The organism is Streptomyces sp. SID12501 (genome assembly GCF_010550245.1).
In the GTDB taxonomy this organism is placed as follows: Bacteria; Actinomycetota; Actinomycetes; order Streptomycetales; family Streptomycetaceae; genus Streptomyces.
On the sequence record NZ_JAAGLU010000009.1, the window covers coordinates 165785 to 186440 of the forward strand.

A 20656-nucleotide genomic window follows, 5' to 3' on the forward strand; every position below is an offset into this window, starting at 1 on the left:
CCGATGCGAGAGCCCAAAAACCGTCTCATAGTGGTGGGAAGCCGGTTGAAGGCCTACCGCGAGTATGCGATGGCCTCGCTCGCCGGAGAGTACGAGATCGCTCTGGTGACCTCCCAGGAGATCACCTGGGAGAAGCCCTACGTCTCGACGTATCGGATCGCCGACACCACCGACGCCGACGCCCTGCGTGTCGCCGTCGAGGAGCTCCTGGACGAGATACCGGCCGGGGCGGGGCTGTTCACCTGGGACGAGCTGTCGCTGATCGCCACGGCCGAGGTGGCCGAGCAGCTGGGCCTGCGGCATCTTTCCCTACGGGCGGCCACCGCGTGCCGCGACAAGTACACGACCCGGAGCCTCCTTGACCAGGCCGGCCTGCCGGGTGTACGGCACCGCCTGACACACTCCGCCGAGGAGGCCTCGGCCGCCGCCGCCGAGATCGGCTACCCGGTGGTACTCAAGCCTCGTTCGCTGGCCGGCAGCATGGGCGTCACCGTGGTGCGGGAGGCCGCCGGCCTCCCGGCCGCCTACGCGGCGGTCGCCGCAACGACGTTCGCCGGGATCCGTACCGCGTCCGGCGTCCTGATCGAGGAATACCTGCAGGGTCCTGAGATCAGCGTGGACAGCTGTGTGGTCGACGGGAAGGCCGAGCTGGTCTTCGTCGCCCGCAAGCGGCTCGGCTTCGACCCGGCCTTCGAAGAGGTCGGTCACCTCGTCGGCCCGTGGCGCCAGGAGCCCTGGGCCGCGGAGGTCGAGGAACTGGTCACGGCGGCCCACCGGGCGCTCGGCGTCGACCTGGGCCTCACCCACACCGAGATCCGCCTGACGCCCACCGGCTGCCGGCTGATCGAGCTCAACGGCCGCCTCGGCGGCGACCTCATCCCCCACCTGGGGACCCTGGCCACCGGGATCGACCTGACCCTGGCCGGAGCCGCGCTGGCTTCGGGCCGACGCCCCGACCTCACCGCGGCCCGCGACCGGTGGGCCGAGGTCCGCTTCCTCTACCCGCCGCACGACGGGGTGCTGGAGCGGCTGGACCTGGGCGACGCGGCCGAGGTCCCGGGAGTAGCCGAGGTCGTCGTACTGGCAGACCCGGGCGACGAACTGCTGCTGCCGCCGCAGGCCCTCACCCCTCGGACCGCGGCGCTGATCGCCGTCTGCGACGACGCGGCGGGCTGCACCACCGCGCTGGACCGGGCGGAGGCCGAGGTGCGCCCCGTGCTGACCGGGTCCGCGCTGGACGGTCTGGGCGCGCTGATGGAAAACCCCATCACCCGCCGCTACCTGGCGCTGGACAACGGCCTGGAGAACATGGTCGTCCCCGAGCTGCGCAACGACTGGAACAGCTACGGGGCGGGCGGCGGAAAGGCGCTGAACCGCCCGGTGTTCCTGGCGACCGCCGACCGGCAGAGCCTGGAAGCCGACCTCAACGGGCTGTTCGAGCTGCTCACCACCATCCCCGTCCGCCTCTTCGGCGGCGACCGCCGGGCGTTCGCGGAGGCCGTCGGCATGACGCCCACACAGATCGACCTGGTGATGCGCGGCGCGGGCCTGCGCATGCCCGCGATGTCCCGGGCCGACATGTACCGCGAGCCCGGCGGCTTCAAGCTGATGGAACTCAACACCGGCAGTTCTCTCGGCGGCTGGCAGATGGGCGAGTTCTCCCGGCCTGCCGCCGGCAACAAGGCCTTCCGTGCCTTCACCGACGCCGAGGGACTGGTCCACCCGGATCCGATCGGACGCATCACCGACGTACTGCGCACCGAAGCCGCCGATGCGGGCTTCACGCTCCCGGCCCGTCCGGTGCTCGCCCTGACCGAGTGGCCCGACGGCTACGACTACACCAAGCCCTGGCTGGACTTCGTCGTGCCCGACTGGCTGCGGCACGGCTTCGACACCGTGGTGTGCAGCCTCGCGGAGTTCGACTACCGCGACGGGGTGCCGTACATCCACGGCCGCAAGGTGGACGTGGTCTACCGGATCTTCCTGCCGGGCGAGATGGCGGACGAGCAGCGCAGCTACGACCTGGTCGACCCGCTGCTGGACGCTGTGAGCAAGGGCCATACCTTCCTGTTCGCCGGCCTCGACTGTGAGTTGTACGGCAACAAGGGCTCCCTCGCCATGCTCAGTGACGAGCGCAACCGCGGTGCCTTCAGCCCCGCCGAGCACCAGCTGATCGACCGGATCCTGCCGTGGACCCGCTTCCTACGCGACGAGTCCGTGCAGCGCGAGGGCGAAAGCGTCGATCTGGTGCCGTACGTCTTGGCGCACAAGGACCGGCTCGCGCTCAAGCCCACCCTGCTGTACGGCGGGGTCGGCGTCGTCCCCGGCTGGTCGGTGGGCCAGGAGGAGTGGGAGTCGCACATCCGCGGCGCGGTCGGCGGCCCGTACGTGGTCCAGGAACGGGTGCTGCCGGTAGCCGAGCGGTTCGTTGCCGAGGACGGCCTCGGATTCGAGCGGATGGTCGTCGCCTACGGCGTGCTGATGGTCGGCGGCGACTACGCCGGCATGCTGGTGCGCGGCACCCCCGATTCCGGGGTCGGCATCGTCAGCATGTCCAACGGCGCGCAGATCGGCTGCTGCTACCACGTGGCCGACGCCACGGCCGACAGCTCGGGCGCGGCGGAGGTCCGGGCGTGACATCCCCTCGGTTCGGCGGTCTGTGGCGCGACCGGGAGTTCCTGAAGCTGTGGTCCGGCGAATCCGTCTCCCAGATGGGCGCGCAGGTCACCCAGTTGGCGCTGCCCTTGGCAGCGGTCTACCAGTTCGAGGCCTCCTCGACCCAGCTGGGCCTGCTCAACGCGGCGAGCTTCGCGCCGTTCCTCGGCGCCACGCTGTTCATCGGGGTCTGGGTCGACCGGCGCCGACGTCTGCCTCTGATGATCTGGAGCAACATCGGGCGCGGCCTCTTGGTGGGCAGCGTGCCGCTGTGCGCCGCGCTCGATGTGCTGAGCATCGGCTACCTGTACGTGACGGCGTTGCTCATCGGTGTGCTGACGGTGCTGTTCGACGTCTCCTACCAGTCGTACCTGCCCTCACTGATCAAGCGCGAGCAGCTGATCGAGGGCAACAGCAAGCTCCAGGCGACCAGTTCCATCGCCCAGATCGGCGGCCCCGGCCTCGCCGGGCTGCTGGTGGGCTGGCTCACGGCCCCGGTCGCGCTGCTGGCCAACGCGTTCTCGTACGTGGTCTCCGTCGCCGGACTGCTCACGATCCGCCGTCCCGAGCCCGCCCCCGCCGTGTCCGAGCAGCGTGTGTCCACCGGGCGCAGCATCGCGGAGGGCCTGCGGATGGTCTTCCGCAACGCCTCGGTCCGGGCCATCGCCCTGGAGGCCGGGACGTACAACCTGTGCTGGATGTCGCTGCAGACGGTGTTCGTGCTGTACGCCGCCCGGGAGCTGGACATGGGGCCGGCGACCATCGGTCTGATCCTGGGCGTCGGCGCCGTCGGCTCCCTGGTGGGCGCGGTCGGCGCCGGCTGGCTCAAGCAGCGGCTGGGCCTGGGCCGGGCGGTCATCGCCGAGCTGGTGCTGTGCTGTGCGGCGCCGCTGCTGGTCCCGCTCGCGCCGGGCAGGGGCCTGGTGTCGTACGGCATGTACGTCCTCGCGTTCGCGTGCTGCGGGATCGGGTCGACGATGTCGACCATCCATGTGGTGAGCCTGCGCCAGGTCATCACTCCGGATCATCTGCTCGGCCGGGTCAACGCCGGATGCCGGTTCATCGCCTGGGGCCCGCTGCCGCTCGGTGCACTGATCGGCGGGTACCTGGGTGACGTGATCGGGCTGCGGCCCACGCTGTACGTCACGGCGTTCGGGTTCCTGTTCGCGCTGCTGTGGGTGGTGTTCTCCCCCGTCGCGAGGCTGAAGGACTTTCCGGCGGGGCCGCCGCAGGAGCCGGCCGCCGCCTCGGGGTCGCGGCCCGGCGCCGGGCCGCCCGAGTAGCCGGACGCCCCTGCTTGCCCGCGTCGTTCCTCGCACCCGTCGTCGTACTTGCTCGCCCTCGCTGGTCGCCGTGGCGGTCGCCCGTGACTTCTGTCGCCCGTCCCATCCCGTAGGAGATCATTCGTGACCACGACCGTGCCCGACCCGCTGTACCAGCCCGCCGGGACCGCCGCAGGCCTGGAGAGCGTCCGGACGCTGGTGAACACCGCCCTGGACATCCTCCAGGAGGTGTCCGCGGCGCGCCTGGGCCCGGTGGCGCCCGGTGGTCCCGAAGGCGCCAGGGCCGCTGCCCGGCGGGCGCTGGCCGAGCCGCTGCTGCCGGAGGACGGCGGCGACCCCGCCACCGTGCTGGCGGAGCTGATCCGCCCTTACGCCCAGTGGTCGGTGGACGTCACCCACCCGGCCGCTCTGGCCCGGATGCAGCCCCCGCCCGCCGATGTGGCCGCCACAGCGGAACTGGTGACCGCCATCCTCAACCAATCCCTGCACGCCTGGGAGAGCGGCCCCTTCGCGCTTGAGCTGGACCGCTGGCTCATCGCCCAGCTGGCCGAGCTGGTGGGCTACGACGCCACCGAGGCCGGTGGCGCGCTCACCCCCGGCGGGAGCGTGTCCAACCTCATGGCGATGACCATGGCCCGCGACACCACCCTGGCCGAGAAGACCGGTGAATACCCCTTCCACGGGGGCCTGCGCAAACTCGATGTCCAGCCGGTGGTGCTGTGCCCCGAAGGCGTGCACTTCTCCGTCGAACGCGCGGTGCGCCTGCTGGGTCTGGGCGAGGAGCACATCCTCACCATCCCGGTGGACAAGGACGGCCGGATGATCCCCGAGGAGGCCGACCGGGTACTCACCGAGCTCCCCGGCCACCAGCTCGCGGTCGCGATCGTGGCCGTCGCAGGCTCCACCGACCTCGGCATCGTGGACCCACTCCCTGCCCTGGCCGCGATAGCCCGCCGGCACGGCGTGTGGCTGCACGCTGACGCGGCCTACGGAGCCGGGGCGCTGTTCTCCCCCCGGCTGCGTGGCATGCTCGACGGACTCGCCGAGGCCGACTCGATCACTGTCGACCTGCACAAGTTCGGCTGGGCCCCGGCCTCTTCCGCCGTCCTGCTGGTCCGCAGGGCCGAGACCATGCTCTCGTTCGGTCTGCAGCCCACCACCTGCCTGAGTGCCGACGACGACACCTGCGCCGGGTTCATCGGTCTGCAGAACACCTCGCTGCAGACCACGCGGCGGGCGGACGCCCTCAAGATCGCGGTCACCATGCGCACGCTCGGCAGCAAGGCCATGGGCGCCATGGTGGACACCTGCCACGACCTCGCCCGGCACACCGCGTCTCGGATCGCGGCCGAGCCGCGCCTGGAACTGGGCACCGAACCACCGCTCACCGCCGTGCTGTTCCGCTACCTCCCGGCAGGCGACCTGGACGCCGATGCCTTCAACGGCGCCCTGCGCCGCCGGGTCATGGAGCAGGGGCGCGCTCTGATCGCCCGTACGCACATCGCCGGGGAGGACGGCGGCAGCCGGGTCTTCCTCAAGCTGATGTTGCTGAACCCGGAGACCACCACCGAGCAGATCGACACGGTCCTTGACGAGTTGCTGGCCGTGGCCGCCGCCCAGGAAGCAGAAGCGCTCGGTTCCTGAGCGGCCCCGCCCACTTGTTTCCCGGTTCGGCTCGAAGTTCAGCGGAGAGAGAGCGGCGATGCCCGAGGTGAATGACCCGCGCCCCTGCCTTGACAGCGGCCCCGGCGCGCCGGACAGCGTGCGCGAATCCATGCGGGTGCTACCGCGTGCGTTTGCCGTACCGCTCACGTTGCTGACCGGCCGGCCGCACGCCGGGCAGCGGCCGGTCCACTACACCCCCACCCGGCACCTGGTGAACGCCGTCGTCTCGGTCGCCACCGGGATGGCCCTCAGCGGGGCCGCGCTGAGGACGGCCGGCTGGTTGCTGGTCCTGCTGCTGCCGGGGTGGGCGATGACCCTGCACGGAGCCCGGAACCTACGGATGATGATCTACCACCAGTGCGCTCACCAGAACATGTGGCGACGGCGCGGACCGGACGCCACCCTGGGCCGGGTGCTCGCCGCCGTCCTGCTGGTCCAGGACTTCGGGAGGTACAGCGCCGAGCACGTCGGCGACCACCACGCCCTGCACCACATGACCCGCCGCGACCCCACGGTCCAGGCGTTCCTGGTGAGTCTGGAACTGCGACCCGGCATGACCCGCCGTCAGATGTGGCGGCAGGTTCTGGGGAAAACCTTCTCCCCCTGGTTCCACGCCCGATTCCTGACGGCCCGGTTCCGCTCGTTCTACGCCTTCGCGAGCACCCCCTGGCGGGTGGGGGCCACGGCGGGCCTCGTCGTGATGGTGGTATTGGCCACCTGGCTGCAGGTGTGGGTCTTCCTGGGGGTGGCCTGGGTGCTGCCCATGACGGTCTTCTTCCAGATGAGCAATGTCTTCCGGCTGTGCGTCAAGCACACCTTCCCCAGCCCGGAACAGACCGACCGACGGGGCAAGGAGTACTTCGCGAGCCTCACCAACGCCATCTTCATCGGCGAGGCCGCCCCCTCGCCCGGCCTTCCGCCCACGCGCCGGTACGTGGCCTGGGTGCGCTGGTGGGCCCGGATGCTGCTGATCCACTTCCCCACCCGGTACCTGATCCTCACCGGTGACACGGTGGTCCACGACTTCCACCACCGGCATCCCATGAACAAGAACTGGGCGAACTACCTCTTCGCCCGCGAGGACGACCACCGCCGTGGCAGCCCGGGCTGGCCCGCCTACCACGAGGTGTGGGGGATGGTCGCCGCGATCGACCTCGTCTTCGACTCACTGCGGGCCGCCGACCCCGACGAGTACCACCGCGACCGGCTCGCCGAGGTGAATCACCGTCAGCTGTTCATGGCCTTCGACGACTGACCCCCCGCGTCCTGCCCCGTCCCGTGCCCACCCACACTCCACAGAAAGAACGCCGATGAACACGCTTCCCGGGCCGAGCGAACGCCTGGTCGTCCTGGGCGTGGCCGAGAGCGACTCGCACGCCGTCGCCAACCACCTCATCACCATGCAGCTCCAGGACCACGGCTTCACCGTGATCAACCTCGGTGTCTGCACCCCGCTGAGCGACTTCGCCGACGCCGCGGACCGGTACCCGCAGGCCGAAGCCGTCCTGATCGGCACGCTCAACGGCCACGCACACCAGGACCTCAAGGCGCTGCCCGAACTGCGCGCCGCCGGCCGCCTCAACTGCCCCGTGGTGGTGGGCGGCAACCTCTCCGTCGGAAGCCACAAGAGCGACGCCGACCGGCAGCGGCTGTACGATCTGGGCGTCGACCACCTACTCAGCGACGCTGGCGAACTCGTACTGCTGCTCGACCAGCTCCACGCGCTCCGCGCGACGATGGTGGCCGAGTTGCAGAATGGCTGAACTGAACGGCCTCGAACTGGATCCACAGATCGCCGCCGATCTGCCCGGCTGGTCCGACATCCTGGCGTATCTCACAGAGCCCCGGCGACCCTTCGTCGTCAACGTACTGCGCGCCGCCGACGCGGCAGGTCGTCCGGCCGTCCAGCCGCGCTGCGGAGTCGGCGGGCACGAACCGATGCTGGCGCTGCTGCGTGCGCTGGAGCCCGCCGGGCCGGACATCCTCTCGGTCACCATCGACTCGCACACCCGGCTGCGGAACTTCGCCACAGCGCGGGACCTCATGCGCGACAGTCCGGCGGACCTCAACGGGTATCCGCTGATCGCGCACGGCTGGCAACGGGGCCGGGAACTGGGCGAGGCCGTCGCGGTCCCCCTGGAGGTCCGGCACGGCTCACCCGACGGCCGTGACCTGTTCGCGGTAACGCTCGCGGCTGGCATCACCTCGTTCGAGGGCGGCGGCATCGGCTACAACCTGCCGTACTCCAAGAACGTGCCACTGGCCCACTCCCTGCGGGCCTGGCAGCAGGTGGACGCCCTGTGCGGCACCCTCGCCGCGTCCGGGCTGGTCATCGACCGGGAGCTGTTCGGCACTCTCACGGCCGTGCTCGTCCCCCCTTCGGTCAGCCTCGCCATGACGCTGCTGGAAGGCGTCGCCGCCGCCCGAGAAGGCGTCAGCTGCCTGTCGATCGCCTACCCGCAGGGCGGCGAGGTGCACCAGGACGTCGCCGCCCTGCGCTCCGTGCGGACCCTGGCCCGCCGCTACCTCGGCACGGCCGTCGAGGTCTACCCGGTGCTGCACGAGTTCATGGGGGTCTTCCCCGCCACCCCCGAGTTCGCCGCCCTGCTGATCCTCCACGGCGGCCTGACGGCTCGGCTCGGCGGCGCGACCAAGGTGATCAACAAGACCGTGCAGGAGGCCTATGGCATTCCCGACGCCGAAGCCAACGCCCACGGGCTGCGCACCGCGGCCCTGGGCGCCTCGCACCTGCTCGACTTCGTCCGCATCGACGAGGACCGAGCGGCCGAGGAACAGCACTGGATCGAGCGCGAGGTCGCCGAGATCATCGAGCCTGTGCTCGCCACCGGTGACCTGTTCGACAGCATCGACTCGGCGTTCCGCGCCGGCCGCCTGGACATCCCCTTCAGCGCCAGCATCCACGCCCGCTCCCAGGTGATCCCCCGACGCGACCGCACCGGCGCCGTCCGATACGGCGACAGCGGGGACCTTCCGTTCTCCGGGGCGGTGCTGCGCCGCCAGGCCGACCTGCTCCGGGAGCCCCCGGGCACTCGGCCCCGCACCCGGATCGAAGCGGCCACCGCCGACATCCACTACTTCCTCGACAAAGAAAGCGCGTCGCTTCCCGACCGCTCGCGCTACGCCCCGTCCTCCCCGAGCCCCGATCGAGGTTCTGAATGACCACCGAAAACCTGCCCCCCACGCCGTCGTCCCCTCTGGTGCCTGACCCGGAGAAGGGAGCCCGCGTCGTCGCGGACGACCGCGCCCACCTCTTCCACTCCTGGGCCGCCCAGGGCAGCGTGAACCCCCTCCCGGTCGCGGGCGCCTCGGGGCGGTACTTCTGGGACTACTCGGGGAAGCGCTACCTCGACTTCTCCTCCCAGTTCATCAACCTGAACATCGGGCACGCGCACCCCAAGGTCGTCGCGGCGATCAAGGAGCAGGCCGACAAGATCTGCATGATCGCTTCGACTTTCGCCAACGACAAGCGCGGCGAGGCGGCCAAGCTGATCGCCGAGGTGGCGCCCGAGGGCCTCAACCGGGTCTTCTTCACCAACGGCGGCGCCGAGGCCAACGAGCACGCGGTGCGGATGGCCCGCATGCACACCGGCCGTCCCAAGATCCTGTCGGCCTACCGCTCGTACCACGGCGGTACCTCGACAGCGATCAGCCTGACCGGCGACCCGCGCCGCTGGGCCAACGAGCACTCCGGCAGTGCCTCGGGCAACATCGCCCACTTCTTCGGCCCCTACCTCTACCGTTCGCACTTCCACGCGACCACCGAGGCCGAGGAAAGCACACGCGCGCTGGCCCACCTCGAACAGGTCATCATGTTCGAAGGGCCCTCGACGATCGCCGCGATCGTGCTGGAGACCGTCGTCGGCACGGCCGGCATCCTCATACCCCCGGCCGGTTACCTCCAGGGCGTGCGCGACCTGTGCGACCGGCACGGCATCCTCTACATCGCCGACGAGGTGATGTCCGGCTTCGGCCGCACGGGCGAGTGGTTCGCCGTCGACCACTGGGGCGTCACCCCCGACCTCATCACCTTCGCCAAGGGCGTCAACTCCGGGTACGTACCGCTCGGCGGCGTGATCCTCTCCGACGCCGTCCACGAAACCTTCCGTGACGTGGCCTACCCCGGCGGCCTCACCTACTCCGGCCACCCGCTGGCCTGCGCCGCGGCCGTGGCCACCATCACCGCGATGAAGGAGGAGGGAATCAACGAGAACGCCACGCGCATCGGCGAGGACATCATCGGCCCCGGCCTGCGGGCGATCGCCGACCGCCACCCGTCGGTCGGCGAGGTCCGCGGCCTGGGCGTGTTCTGGGCGGTCGAACTCGTCCGCGACCGCGACACCCGAGAGATGCTCGTGCCCTACGCCGCCGGCGGCGACCTGACCCGCCCAGTGGACGAAGTCGTCGCCGCCTGCAAAGAACGCGGCCTGTGGCCCGTGTACAACTTCAACCGCATCCACATCGTCCCGCCGTGCAACACCACCGACGAGGAGGCCCGCGAGGGTCTTGCCATCCTTGACGAGGCGCTCGCCGCCGCGGACAAGTACGTCGGCTGACACCACTGACGGCAACGGTGGGGCCTACGGGGCCGGGGCGTGATCCACGCCCCGGCCCCGTAGGCCCCACCCGGGGCGAAAGCGACGGCCCGCTCGGACCGTCGCGGGCGGGTGGGTGGTCTGTCGGCGGCGTTCGCCGTTCTGCCCGGCCGCGGGCAGGATCCGGTACATCGTCCGCTCTGAGCACCAGTACTTGCCTGCGTCCAGCACGCGCACCCAGACCTGCGCGGGCGGCAGGTCGGCGCACTCCGGCCGGAGAGGGTGCTGGGCCGTGTGATGGTTTTGCCCACGTCCTGGTGGGTGGCGGGGTGCCGGTTCTTGGAGCCGGGTGGGCGTCCGGGGCCGGGACGGCTGGGTTTGGGCACCCTGGCCGGGCAGGGCAAGTGAGGTCGGAGGTGTCGTAACCCGCGTCGGACGCGGGTCGGCGTGAGGACCGTGCCGGGACGGGTGACCTTCTCCCAGGGCTTGCGCTGGTCGAGGGTCAACGGGGCGGCGAGGCGGAGTTGGGTGTGGGCAGCGATCACGAGCCATGTCCAACGATCCGCCGCGTGCGGGTCACGCATGCGCGGCCGGGTCCAGCCAAGAAGGGGTCTCCGTCCCAGATCAGAGGCCCTTTCCCAGGCAAAGCCGCAAGTGGCGGCAGACGAGTCGGGCTATACGCCGGGTTCTGTCGCCCGGCTGCCTCGCGGCGGCCGGGGAGACGGCCATCCATCTAGGGCCGGCGTTGCCGCCGGCCTCGTGCGGTCTACCCAAGGACTCGGGCGGGCAGCCCTCGAACGTCCTCGCAGGAGCGTCGTCCATATCCATGGGGACGTTCCCTTTTGACCTTGCTCCGGGTGGGGTTTACCTAGCTGCCCAGGTCACCCTGGGCACTGGTGGTCTCTTACACCACCGTTTCACCCTTACCGGGGAGCGCCCTCTTTCAAGGACACAGCCCTGGCGGTCTGTTTTCTGTGGCACTGTCCCGCGGGTCACCCCGGGTGGCCGTTAGCCATCACCCTGCCCTGTGGAGCCCGGACGTTCCTCGGGGAGCGCCCCCGAAGGGGAGTCCACGCGGCCGTCCGCCCGGCTCGTCTGCCGTGTCAACCATGCTACCGGGCGTCCGCCCCGACGCGGTCCAGTGGCCGTCGCCAGGACAGACCCCGCCAGGATGAGAGCGAAGGCGGCTAGGATGCCGACCGTCAGCGGTTCGTCCAGGAACACGGCACCCGCCGCCACCGCGACCGCCGGATTGACGTACGTGAACACCGTGGCCCGGGTCGGACCGACCTCCTTGATCAGCTCCAGGAACGCCACGAAGGCGAGAGCCGTGCAGACCACGCCCAGGACAGCCAGGGCCAGCAGTACGTGCGTGGACGGAAGTGTTTCCGGGCGGGTGATCACCGCCGCCGGGGCGTACACCAGCGCCGCCAGCGCCAGGCACGGCGCCGTGAGGTGGAGCGACGGGACGTCCTTCAGATGGCGCGCCACTATCAGCGGGGCCGAGGCATAGCCGATCACCGTCAGCAGCACCTCCGCCAGCGAGCGGGCGTCGCCGCCCGTCAGGTGCGGGACGGTCAGGACCGCGACGCCCGCCAAACCCAGGGTCAGGCCCGTGAGTCGCCGGGCCCCCAGCCTCTCCGTGCTGCCGAAGAAGCGGGCCAGCGCGAGCCCGACTATCGGCACCCCCGCGATCAGCAGGCCCGCCGTGGAGCTGGAGAGGTGGCGTTCCGCGTCTGTCAGGGTCCACCACGGGCCGATGATCTCGATGACCGCGAACGCCAGCATCGGGCGCCAGGACATTCGTATCGTTCGTGCGAGACCCCCTTGGCGGATCGCGAAGGGGAGGAGGATCGCCGCGCCCAGCAGACAACGCGTGAACACCACCGTCGACGGGGACAGGTCCGCCTCCACCGCCACCTTGATCAGCAGATACGGGATGCCCCAGACCACTCCCATCAGGGAGAACAACAACCAGCCGCGTGCAGTCATGCGGGCAAGTGTCGGCCCCTTCCCCTCCCGCCGTCTTGAACGCTGTTGCGGTAGGCCGCCGGGGTCACCCCCATCACGCGCCGGAACCAGCGGGTCAGGTGCGCCTGGTCGGCGAAGCCTACGAGCGACGCGACTTCCGCGGGGCGTAGTCCGCTCTCCAGCAGGGCTCTGGCCCGGGTCACGCGGTGCTGGGCCAGCCAGGCGTACGGGGGTATCCCGACCGTCGTACGGAAGGCGCGCAGGAGTTGGTAGCGGGACAGGCCCAGGCCGGTGGCGAGGTCGGCGAGGGAAGGCGGGGCGGTCAGTTCGTCGGCCAGGCGGGTTCGTACCGCGTGGGCTATCCGGTCCGCGCCGGGAATCCGGTCGTTCACCGGGCGGGCCGTGGAGTGGCGGCGGGCCAGTGCTGTGAGCAGCCAGGGGAGGCGGGACTCGGCCTCCAGAGGGTCCGGGCAGGCGCTCAGGTCGGTGTGCACGGCGCGGAAGGCGGCGGCCAGTTCGGGGTCGTCGAGGAGAGGCTCACGGAAGTACGGGAAGTCGCCGGTGGTGCCGTCCGTGAGGAGGGAGGTGTCGGCGTACAGGGCGCGGTAGGCGTAGCCGTCGGCGGTGTCCGGGCCGCCTGTGTGCATCTCTCCGGGGCCCAGTACGACGATGGAACCGGGCCTGGGGCGGAGGCGGCCACCTCGGTAGTCGATTACCTCGGAGCCGCCGACGCACAGCCCGACCGTGAACTCGTCGTGGGCGTGCGGGGCGTAGACGTGCCGGTCGAAGCGGGCGGTGAGCAGGTCCAGGGCGGGGCCGCAGCGGCCGAGTCTCGCCCTGGTCCACAGCGCCTGTTCCCGTGTGCCCCCGTCTGCGTTCACGGTTCCACGGTACTTCGCAGGCGTCCGAGGAAGTCCGTCGTGTCCGGGCGACCGTCACGCCGGTGCGAACCTCACCCCCGCCACCCCCAGCTCGGCCCGTGTGAGCCGTACCCGCAGTCGCTCCCCCAGCGGCAGCGGGACCCCGTCTCCGCCCTCGATGCGCGCGACCACCGCCGGGGAGTCCAACTGCACTGTCCCGACCGTCGGTTTGTGTTCCTCCACGTCCACCACGCACCCCTCGAAGACCTCCCCCACCCGGTCCTTGAGCAGTGCCGCCTCGACGATGTCCACGCATCCGCGTTCCACCGCGCCCGCCCGTCTCCCGCCCTCGGCCATCTCCTTGGGGAGGGCGTCCAGGGCCGCCAACACCCAGTCGGGCGGGGGCTGTTCGGTGACGGCGGCCAGGCAGATCTCCGAGGCGTACCGGTCGACCAGGCGGCGTAGGGGAGCCGTGCAGTGGGCGTAGGGGGCGGCTACGGCGGCGTGGGTGGTGAGCGGAGGGAGGTTGCCGTCGCGGAAGATCGTGTAGCCCGCGCCTCGTAGCAGGGTCGTGCACTCCTGGAGGAAGGCCGCGTGGTGGGGGCGGTGTGGGTCCAGGGAGCGGATCAGGGCCGCGTACGAGACGTGGTGCGGCCAGTCGATGTGCAGGGCCTGCGCGGTGCGGCGCAGGCGGCCGACCGCGCCGTCCGGTGCTGCGGGGAGGGTGCGGAGCACTCCGGTGCCGTGCGTCAGCATCAGCTCGGCCGCCGCCATGCCCGTGAGTAGGGAGATCTGGGCGTTCCAGCCTTCGGCGGGCAGTGGTGCACGGTAGGTGAGTGAGTACGTACGAGCGCCCTCGTTCTCGTTCTCGTCCTCACCCTGGCCCTCGTCCTCGTCCTCGTCCTCGTCCTCGTCTTCGACTATTTCCTGCTCCGGGACGTTCAGGGAGATTCCGCCGCGTTCGGCTTCCAGGCGTTCCCTCGCCTCGCCTATGTCCTTGAGGAGGGCCAGGGGCTCCTCCGCCGTTCCTGCGTCGAGTTGCCGCTGCACGCCCTCGTAGTCGAGTTTGGCGCGGCTGCGGACCAGGGCCCGGTGGACGTCCACGGCGACCGTACGGCCGTCCGCGTCCAGGTCGATCGTCCAGAGGGCGGCCGGGCGGGTCCGGTCGGGGAGGAGGCTCGCGGCGTTCTCGCTGAGTACCGGCGGGTGCAGCGGGGTCTTCTCGTCCGGGAAGTAGAGGGTGGTGACCCGGCGGTGCGTCTCCGCGTCCAACGCCCCGCCCGGTACGACGAATGCCGCCACGTCCGCGATGGCGTACCGGACGCGGAAGCCGCCGTCGGGGCGGCGGGACAAGTGCATCGCCTGGTCCAGGTCCGTGGACGTGGGCGGGTCGATGGTGAAGAACGGGATGTCCGTGGCGTCGAGCGGCGGGAGAGCGGGGTTCTTCGCCGCCCGGTCCGCCTCCGCCAGTACCGCGGGCGGGAAGCTGTCGGGGACGCCCAGTTCGGTGCGTAGCGCGGTGAGGGCGGCCCGGAGAGGGGCTTCGGGGGCGCCGGTCACTCGTATGCGGCGGCGAGGCATGGAACGAGCGTAGGCATAATCCGGACGACCCGCCTCACCACGTAATCTGACGCGGGTCGACCCGCGTACCTGCGTACCCGCATACCTGTGTAGCCGTTTGGAGAACTCACCGTGCTTGTCCTGCTGCCCCCCTCCGAAGGCAAGGCCGCTTCGGGTCGTGGCGCCCCGTTGAAGCTGGAGTCGCTGTCTCTGCCGGGGCTCACGGGTGCCCGCGAGGCTGTTCTCGGGGAGCTTGTCGAGCTGTGCGTCGGTGACGAGGACAAGGCGCGTGAGGTGCTCGGGCTGAGTGAGGGGCTGCGGGGTGAGGTCGCCAAGAACGTCGACCTGCTCACCGCCGGCGCGCGGCCTGCCGGGCAGGTCTACACGGGGGTGCTGTACGACGCCCTCGACCTCGCCTCTCTCGACGCCGCCGCGAAGAAGCGGGCCGCGCGTTCGCTGCTCGTCTTCTCGGGGCTCTGGGGCGCCGTACGGGTCACGGACCGTATCCCCTCGTACCGGTGCTCGATGGGCGTGAAGCTGCCCGGGCTCGGTGCGCTGGGCGCGCATTGGCGTGCCCCGATGGCCGCCGTCCTTCCCGAGGTGGCCGCTGACGGGCTCGTTCTCGATCTGCGGTCCTCCGCGTATGGCTCCGCCTGGAAGCCGAAGGGCGAGGTTGCCGGGCGGACGGCGACTGTGCGGGTGTTGCACGCGCCGACCCGGAAGGTGGTCAGTCACTTCAACAAGGCGACGAAGGGGAGGATCGTGCGGAGCCTGGTGAGTGCGGGGGTGGCACCCTCCGGGCCCGGGGAGCTGGTGGAGGTATTGCGGGATCTCGGGTACGTGGTGGAGGGGGAGGCTCCGCCGAGAGGGGCGGGGACTGCGTGGGCGTTGGATGTGCTGGTGGACGAGATTCACTGAGCCATGGGTTGTCGGCCGTCTACTGCGTCGTTGTGGCTTGTCGCGCAGTTCCCCGCGCCCCTTCGGTAACGCGCCCTATTGCAGCATGCACAACGCCCGTTGCGCGCACTGTAGGCCGGGGGCAGGATGAGGCGCATGCTCAGCCTCCCCATGGCCGGCCCCTCCTGCCCCTCCGGCCCCTCCGTTCTTGATCTTGCGCCTGTCGTCCCCGTGGTCGTCGTCGAGGACCTGGCCGACGCCGTGCCGCTTGCTCGGGCGCTCGTCGCCGGGGGGTTGCCTGCCATCGAGGTCACCCTGCGTACGCCCGTCGCGCTCGACGCCATCCGGGCCATCGCCGACGGAGTCCCCGGCGCGGTGGTCGGCGCGGGCACCGTCATCTCGCCGGCGCAGGTGTCCGACGCGCTCGCCGCCGGGGCGCGTTTTCTCGTCAGCCCGGGCTGGACGGACGTACTGCTGGAGTCCATGCGGGCTTCCGGGCTGCCGTTCCTGCCCGGAGTGTCGACGACGTCCGAAGTCGTAGCGCTGTTGGAGCGTGGGGTGCGGGAGATGAAGTTCTTTCCGGCGGAGGCGGCGGGCGGCATCGCGTATCTGAAGTCGTTGTCCGGGCCACTCCCCCAGGCCCGGTTCTGCCCGACCGGGGGGATCAGTTTCGCGAACGCACCCGAATATCGCGCGCTGCCCAACGTCGGTTGCGTGGGCGGGAGTTGGATGCTTCCGGCGGATGTCGTCGCCGCGCACGACTGGGGCCAGGTCGAGACGCTGGCCCGCGAGGCAGCAGGACTCCGCTGAGGGAGTACGAGGCTCAGCGCAGGTGGGATGTGTCGTTGAAGAGCCGTACGCTCGCGTTGCCGTCCGCGTAGTACGCCACCGCCGACAGTGAGGCCGCTGAGAGTTCCATGCGGAACAGGGACTCGGGTGGGGCGCCCAGGGCCAGGCGGATGAGGGTCTTGATCGGGGTCACGTGGGTGACCAGCAGGACCGTACGGCCCGCGTGGGCAGCGATCAACTTGTCGCGGGTGACGGCCATTCGGCGTGCGGTCGCCGCGAAGCTCTCGCCGCCGCCCGTCGGTTCGGCCTTCGGGGAGGCCAACCAGGCGTTCATGTCGTCCGGGTAGCGCTCGCGCACCTCGCCGAAGGTCAGCCCCTCCCACGCGCCGAAGTCCGTCTCGCGCAGGCCGTCGTCGATGGTCACGTCGAGGCCGAGGCGGGTCGCCACAGCGGCGGCGGTCTGGCGCGTGCGGGTCAGGGGGGACGCGACGATCGCCTCGATCGTGCCGCGCCCGGCCAAGGACGCCGCCACCCGCTCGGCCTGGTCCAGGCCCACGTCCGAGAGGGACGGGTCGGTGCCGCCGCTGCCCGAGAAGCGCTTCTGGGGGGTGAGGAGGGTCTCGCCGTGGCGCAGGAGTACGAACGTTGCCGGCGGGCCGAGATCCGCGGGCGCCGACCAGCCGACGGCCACCTTCGTGGCAGCACCGGTGTCCGCGTCAGCGGTCGTGGAGGTGAGGCCCGCGTCCAACTCCGCCGTCGACGTGGACGCCGACCACTGTTCGCCGCGCTTGCCCGCGTCCATCGCCTCGTTCGCCAAGCGGTCCGCGTGCTTGTTCCTCTCGCGCGGGATCCACTCGTACGTCACCTGCCCGGCGAGCGGGAACACCTGGGCGGCCTCCGCCGCCAGCGGCTTCATGTCCGGGTGCTTGATCTTCCAGCGGCCCGACATCTGCTCGACGACCAGCTTGGAGTCCATCCGGACGTGCACGGCGGCGGTCGGGTCCAGTTCGCGTGCCGCGCGCAGGCCGGCGACCAAGCCCCGGTACTCGGCGACGTTGTTCGTGGCGACGCCGATGTACTCGGCCGTCTCCGCCAGCGTCTCGCCCGTGGCCGCGTCGATGACGACGGAACCATAGCCCGCGGGCCCCGGGTTGCCCCGGGAACCGCCGTCGGCCTCGACGATGAACTCCCGCACGCCACAAGCTCCTTGCTGACCTACAACTGACTTACAGACCCGACTCCGACGTGCGCACCAGGATGCGGCGGCAGTTCTCGCAGCGCAGTACGGCGTTGCGGGGGGCGGCCTTCACCTCGTTGACCTCGGTGATGTTCAGCTCCAGGCGGCAGCCCTCGCAGCGGCGCTGGAAGAGACGGGCGGCGCCGACCCCGCCCTGCTGCTGGCGCAGCTTGTCGTACAGCTTGAGGAGTTCGTCGGGCACCGAACCCGAGATGACCTCGCGCTCCTTCGTCGCCGTGCCTGCCTCGCCGGCGAGGGACTCGTATGCCGCCTCGCGCCGCGCGGTCGCGTCGTCGATCTTGCCCTGGAAGGCGCCGACCCGCTCGGTCAGCTCGGCGACCCGTTCCTGCGCGGACTCACGGCGCTCCATGACCTCCAGGACGATGTCCTCCAGGTCGCCCTGCCGCTTGGCGAGGGAGACGATCTCGCGCTGGAGGTTCTCCAGGTCCTTGGACGAGCTGACGGCGCCGGAGTCCAGGCGCTGCTGGTCGCGGGTGGCGCGCTGACGCACCTGGTCCACGTCCTGCTCGGCCTTGGTCTGCTCGCGGGCGCAGTCGCTCTCCTCGGTCGTCGCGGCCACCAGCAGGTCGCGCAGCTGCGTGAGGTCCTTGGTCAGCGACTCGATCTCGGCGTGCTCGGGCAGCGACTTGCGCTTGTGCGCGAGCTGCTGGAGGCGTACGTCGAGAGCCTGGACGTCGAGAAGTCGGATCTGGTCGGCGGGCTCGGCGTTCAGTTGGGGGCTCCCAGTGCTTCAGAGGTGGTGGTGGACGCCGCGTGGGCCGTCCAGGGGTCGGTGACCGTGGCGGAGACGTGGACCCGAAGGCCCCATCCGTGCCGGTCGGAGATCGCGTCGAGCTGGGCGGCGGCCAGCTCGCACCAGGGCCACTCGGTGGCCCAGTGCGCCGCGTCGAGCAGCGCGAGGGGGTTGTGGGTGCCGGCGCCATGGGCACTTTGGGCGCGGGCCTCGCTCGCCGGGTGGTGGCGCAGGTCCGCGGTGAGGAAGGCGTCGACACCGGCCGCGCGTACGTCGTCGAAGAGGCTGTCGCCGGAGCCGCCGCTGACGGCGACCGTACGGACGAGGGCCTCGGGGTCGCCGGCGACCCGGATGCCCTGCGCGGTCGCGGGCAGCCGTTCGGCGGCTCGGGCGGCGAACTCGCGGACGGTCAGCGGGTGGTCCAGCTCGCAGACCCGGCCGAGGCCGCGTCTGCCCGCCGGGTCGGTGGGGTCCGGTACGAGCGGTCGTACGACCCGCAGGTCGAGGGCGCCGGCGAGGGCGTCGCTGACTCCCGGGTCGGCGACGTCGGCGTTGGTGTGGGCGACGTGGAGGGCGATGTCGTGCTTGATGAGGGTGTGCACGACCCGGCCCTTGAAGGTGTCCGCCGCGACCGTGGTCGTACCGCGCAGATAGAGCGGGTGGTGGGTGACCAGCAGGTCGGCGCCCAGCTTCACGGCCTCGTCGACGATGTCCTGGACGGGGTCCACGGCGAACAGGACCCGGGAGACCTCCTGATCGGGGTCGCCCACGACCGTGCCGACCGCGTCCCAGGACTCGGCCCGCTCGGCGGGCCACAGGGTCTCCAGCGCGGTGATGACTTCAGACAGACGAGGCACGAGCGCAAGGCTACCTGGCTGTTCCGTACGGCTGAACCGGTGTGTCCACCCCGCTGTCGCCCCACGGCCGTCCCACCGCCGCCCCCACTGCCATCCCCACCTCCGTCCCCACTGACGTCCCCGGTCCCCGTCAGCACACGCGCCACCGTTTCCTCAGGCGAATCGTTACTGGGCCACCCTTATGTGTGAAATGGTCGCCGCCCGGTCCCACGTCTGTGCGTGCGAAAACTAGTTTCGTCGCCGGAGGTGACCGATCGATGACGGCCTGTGCGATCGAAGCGATCGAGCCCATGATCGAACCCATGGCGATCGGACCCATGGCGGAGGACGGATTTTCCCCCGGGGCGGAGTTGGCGATCACGGCGGACGGCGCCTACGCCGCCCGGCTCGTGCGGAGTGGCGACTCGCGGAGCGGCGACTCCTGGTTTCCGGAGCGCTGGACGCTCGACGGGCCCGAGCCGTACGCCGTGCCGCTGCCCGGCAACCAGCCGGAGGAGCCCGGCACACAGGTACTGCCGATGGGAGACGGGCGGGTCCTCATCCACCGCTCGATCGACGGCCGGCACACCTTCGCGCTCCTCTATCCGACCGGCCCCGGCACCGGCGAACTCCCGCTCGGCGCGGTCGAGTGCCCCGACGCCGGTACCCGGCTGCGCCTGCTGCCCCCCGCTCCGGGCGGCGACCGCGCGTACGCCCTCGCCCTGGGCCGGCGTTCCACGACGGTGTGGCTGGTCGCGGGCGGCGCCTTCGGGCCCGAGTACGTCACGGAGGTGCCCGGCCGTTGCTCGGGCGGGGTCTGGCTGGACCGCACGGGGCGGCTGCTCGCCCTCGACCGGGAGGTCGGGGGGCGCACGAAGGCGATCGTGGTCGATCTGGAGCGCGACGGCGAGGTGTCGCCGCTGCTCCAGATCTCGGCGGAGAGCAACGACCGGCTGCTGCTCGCGGACGCGGACAGCGGACTGCTGCTGATCGGCTCGGACGCGCCCTCACCCGGGCAGCAGGAACGGTTGGGCTGGGGAGTGCTCGGCAGCACCCTGCCGGTGCGCTTCCCGGAGTGCCTGCGCATCGACGGGTGCACACTCACGCCGTTCGCGATCCAGCCGGGGCAGGTGCTGACGCCGGAGAGCTGCGGGGTGGCGTTGCGCGTGGACGGCTCGGCGGGGAGCTGGGTGGGGGTCTGGCGGCCCTCGGAGCGACAGGTGCGGCATCTTCCGGCGCCGGAGGGGTGGTTGCCGGGGGCGGGGCTGTGGAGCAGGGACGGGGAGCTTCAACTGCCTTACGTGACGGGGGAGATGCCGTGCGGGGTGGCTCGACTGCGGGCCGAGAGGTCCGAAGGGGTCGAGAGGTCCGAGGAGACCGCGGCGTGCGTGACGTTGGAGTCGGGAGCGGCGACAGGCCCGGAAACGACTGCTCCCGCGCCCGTCGCGGTGGCCCGGCCGGTGCCGTTGCAACAGGCTCCGCTGGGGCGGCTCGTGGCGAAGGCAGGGAAGCCCGGTAACGAAGTGGCGAAGCTTGTAACGAACTAGTCCCGGTCGGTGCGTGCGGCTCGTGTCACCCCGAGTTGTGCTGGTTAAG

The 20656-nt window shown here is 70.9% G+C and carries 15 protein-coding genes, 1 other RNA gene and 2 pseudogenes; 10 read left to right on the plus strand and 8 right to left on the minus strand.

Features of this window, described 5'->3' with window-relative positions; translation table 11 throughout:
* The first annotated feature begins 3 nt into the window (after positions 1–3).
* From G3I71_RS13010 to G3I71_RS13040, 7 genes are all read left to right on the plus strand, one after another.
* The gene (locus G3I71_RS13010; RefSeq protein ID WP_164314177.1) at positions 4–2637 is read left to right on the plus strand and encodes an ATP-grasp domain-containing protein; all 2634 of its coding nucleotides are present in this window, start codon (positions 4–6) and stop codon (positions 2635–2637) included.
* A complete protein-coding gene (locus G3I71_RS13015) occupies positions 2634–3938 on the plus strand; it encodes an MFS transporter (RefSeq protein ID WP_164314179.1) in 1305 nt (434 codons plus the stop codon). The genes G3I71_RS13010 and G3I71_RS13015 overlap by 4 nt, the downstream gene beginning before the upstream one ends.
* 123 nt (positions 3939–4061) lie before the next feature.
* Positions 4062–5582 (plus strand): pyridoxal-dependent decarboxylase, encoded by a 1521-nt coding sequence (locus G3I71_RS13020; protein WP_203730080.1) that lies wholly within the window; start codon positions 4062–4064, stop codon positions 5580–5582.
* A 58-nt stretch (positions 5583–5640) separates the two neighbouring features.
* Positions 5641–6858 carry a fatty acid desaturase gene (locus G3I71_RS13025; protein ID WP_203730082.1) on the plus strand — a complete coding sequence of 406 codons (1218 nt, stop codon included), beginning with the start codon at positions 5641–5643 and terminating at the stop codon, positions 6856–6858.
* Positions 6859–6913: 55 nt separating this feature from the next.
* On the plus strand, positions 6914–7366 hold the full coding sequence (locus G3I71_RS13030) for a cobalamin-dependent protein (RefSeq protein WP_164314180.1): 453 nt from the start codon (positions 6914–6916) through the stop codon (positions 7364–7366).
* The gene (locus G3I71_RS13035) at positions 7359–8783 is read left to right on the plus strand and encodes a methylaspartate mutase (protein ID WP_164314182.1); all 1425 of its coding nucleotides are present in this window, start codon (positions 7359–7361) and stop codon (positions 8781–8783) included. The genes G3I71_RS13030 and G3I71_RS13035 overlap by 8 nt, the downstream gene beginning before the upstream one ends.
* Positions 8780–10177 (plus strand): aspartate aminotransferase family protein, encoded by a 1398-nt coding sequence (locus G3I71_RS13040; RefSeq protein ID WP_164314183.1) that lies wholly within the window; start codon positions 8780–8782, stop codon positions 10175–10177. Before G3I71_RS13035 ends, G3I71_RS13040 begins: the two co-directional genes overlap by 4 nt.
* 248 nt (positions 10178–10425) lie before the next feature.
* On the opposite strand, the pseudogene G3I71_RS51070 reads toward G3I71_RS13040, so the two are convergent.
* The 5 genes and pseudogenes from G3I71_RS51070 to G3I71_RS13060 form a co-directional block, all read right to left on the minus strand.
* A pseudogene (locus tag G3I71_RS51070) lies at positions 10426–10761 on the minus strand (transposase); the annotation flags it as partial.
* 56 nt (positions 10762–10817) lie between these two features.
* An RNA gene (gene rnpB, locus G3I71_RS13045) (RNase P RNA component class A) lies at positions 10818–11250 on the minus strand.
* A 115-nt stretch (positions 11251–11365) separates the two neighbouring features.
* A pseudogene (locus tag G3I71_RS52915) lies at positions 11366–12148 on the minus strand (DMT family transporter); the annotation flags it as partial.
* A complete protein-coding gene (locus G3I71_RS13055) occupies positions 12145–13008 on the minus strand; it encodes an AraC family transcriptional regulator (RefSeq protein ID WP_164314185.1) in 864 nt (287 codons plus the stop codon). The gene G3I71_RS13055 and the pseudogene G3I71_RS52915, both read right to left, overlap by 4 nt.
* Before the next feature lie 54 nt (positions 13009–13062).
* A complete protein-coding gene (locus tag G3I71_RS13060) occupies positions 13063–14568 on the minus strand; it encodes an RNB domain-containing ribonuclease (RefSeq protein WP_164314187.1) in 1506 nt (501 codons plus the stop codon).
* Between the two features lie 111 nt (positions 14569–14679).
* Between G3I71_RS13060 and yaaA the strand changes: the two genes are divergently transcribed.
* Both yaaA and eda read left to right on the plus strand, forming a co-directional pair.
* Positions 14680–15465 (plus strand): peroxide stress protein YaaA, encoded by a 786-nt coding sequence (gene yaaA, locus G3I71_RS13065; RefSeq protein WP_164314189.1) that lies wholly within the window; start codon positions 14680–14682, stop codon positions 15463–15465.
* A 135-nt stretch (positions 15466–15600) separates the two neighbouring features.
* The gene (gene eda, locus G3I71_RS13070; RefSeq protein WP_239149122.1) at positions 15601–16254 is read left to right on the plus strand and encodes a bifunctional 4-hydroxy-2-oxoglutarate aldolase/2-dehydro-3-deoxy-phosphogluconate aldolase; all 654 of its coding nucleotides are present in this window, start codon (positions 15601–15603) and stop codon (positions 16252–16254) included.
* Positions 16255–16267: 13 nt separating this feature from the next.
* Here the strand turns inward: eda and G3I71_RS13075 are convergent, their stop codons facing one another.
* From G3I71_RS13075 to G3I71_RS13085, 3 genes are read right to left on the minus strand one after another with little or no spacing between them, the layout of a single operon-like run.
* The gene (locus G3I71_RS13075) at positions 16268–17428 is read right to left on the minus strand and encodes a bifunctional RNase H/acid phosphatase (RefSeq protein WP_164314191.1); all 1161 of its coding nucleotides are present in this window, start codon (positions 17426–17428) and stop codon (positions 16268–16270) included.
* Between the two features lie 31 nt (positions 17429–17459).
* The gene (locus tag G3I71_RS52690; RefSeq protein WP_164314401.1) at positions 17460–18203 is read right to left on the minus strand and encodes a C4-type zinc ribbon domain-containing protein; all 744 of its coding nucleotides are present in this window, start codon (positions 18201–18203) and stop codon (positions 17460–17462) included.
* Positions 18200–19081, minus strand: coding sequence for a Nif3-like dinuclear metal center hexameric protein (locus G3I71_RS13085; protein WP_164314193.1), 882 nt, complete (start codon positions 19079–19081; stop codon positions 18200–18202). The genes G3I71_RS52690 and G3I71_RS13085 overlap by 4 nt, the downstream gene beginning before the upstream one ends.
* A gap of 257 nt (positions 19082–19338) precedes the next feature.
* Here G3I71_RS13085 and G3I71_RS13090 point away from each other — a divergent pair, with 257 nt between their 5' ends.
* Positions 19339–20607, plus strand: a complete 1269-nt coding sequence (locus G3I71_RS13090) for a hypothetical protein (RefSeq protein ID WP_164314195.1) — start codon at positions 19339–19341, stop codon at positions 20605–20607.
* The last annotated feature ends 49 nt before the right edge of the window (positions 20608–20656 follow it).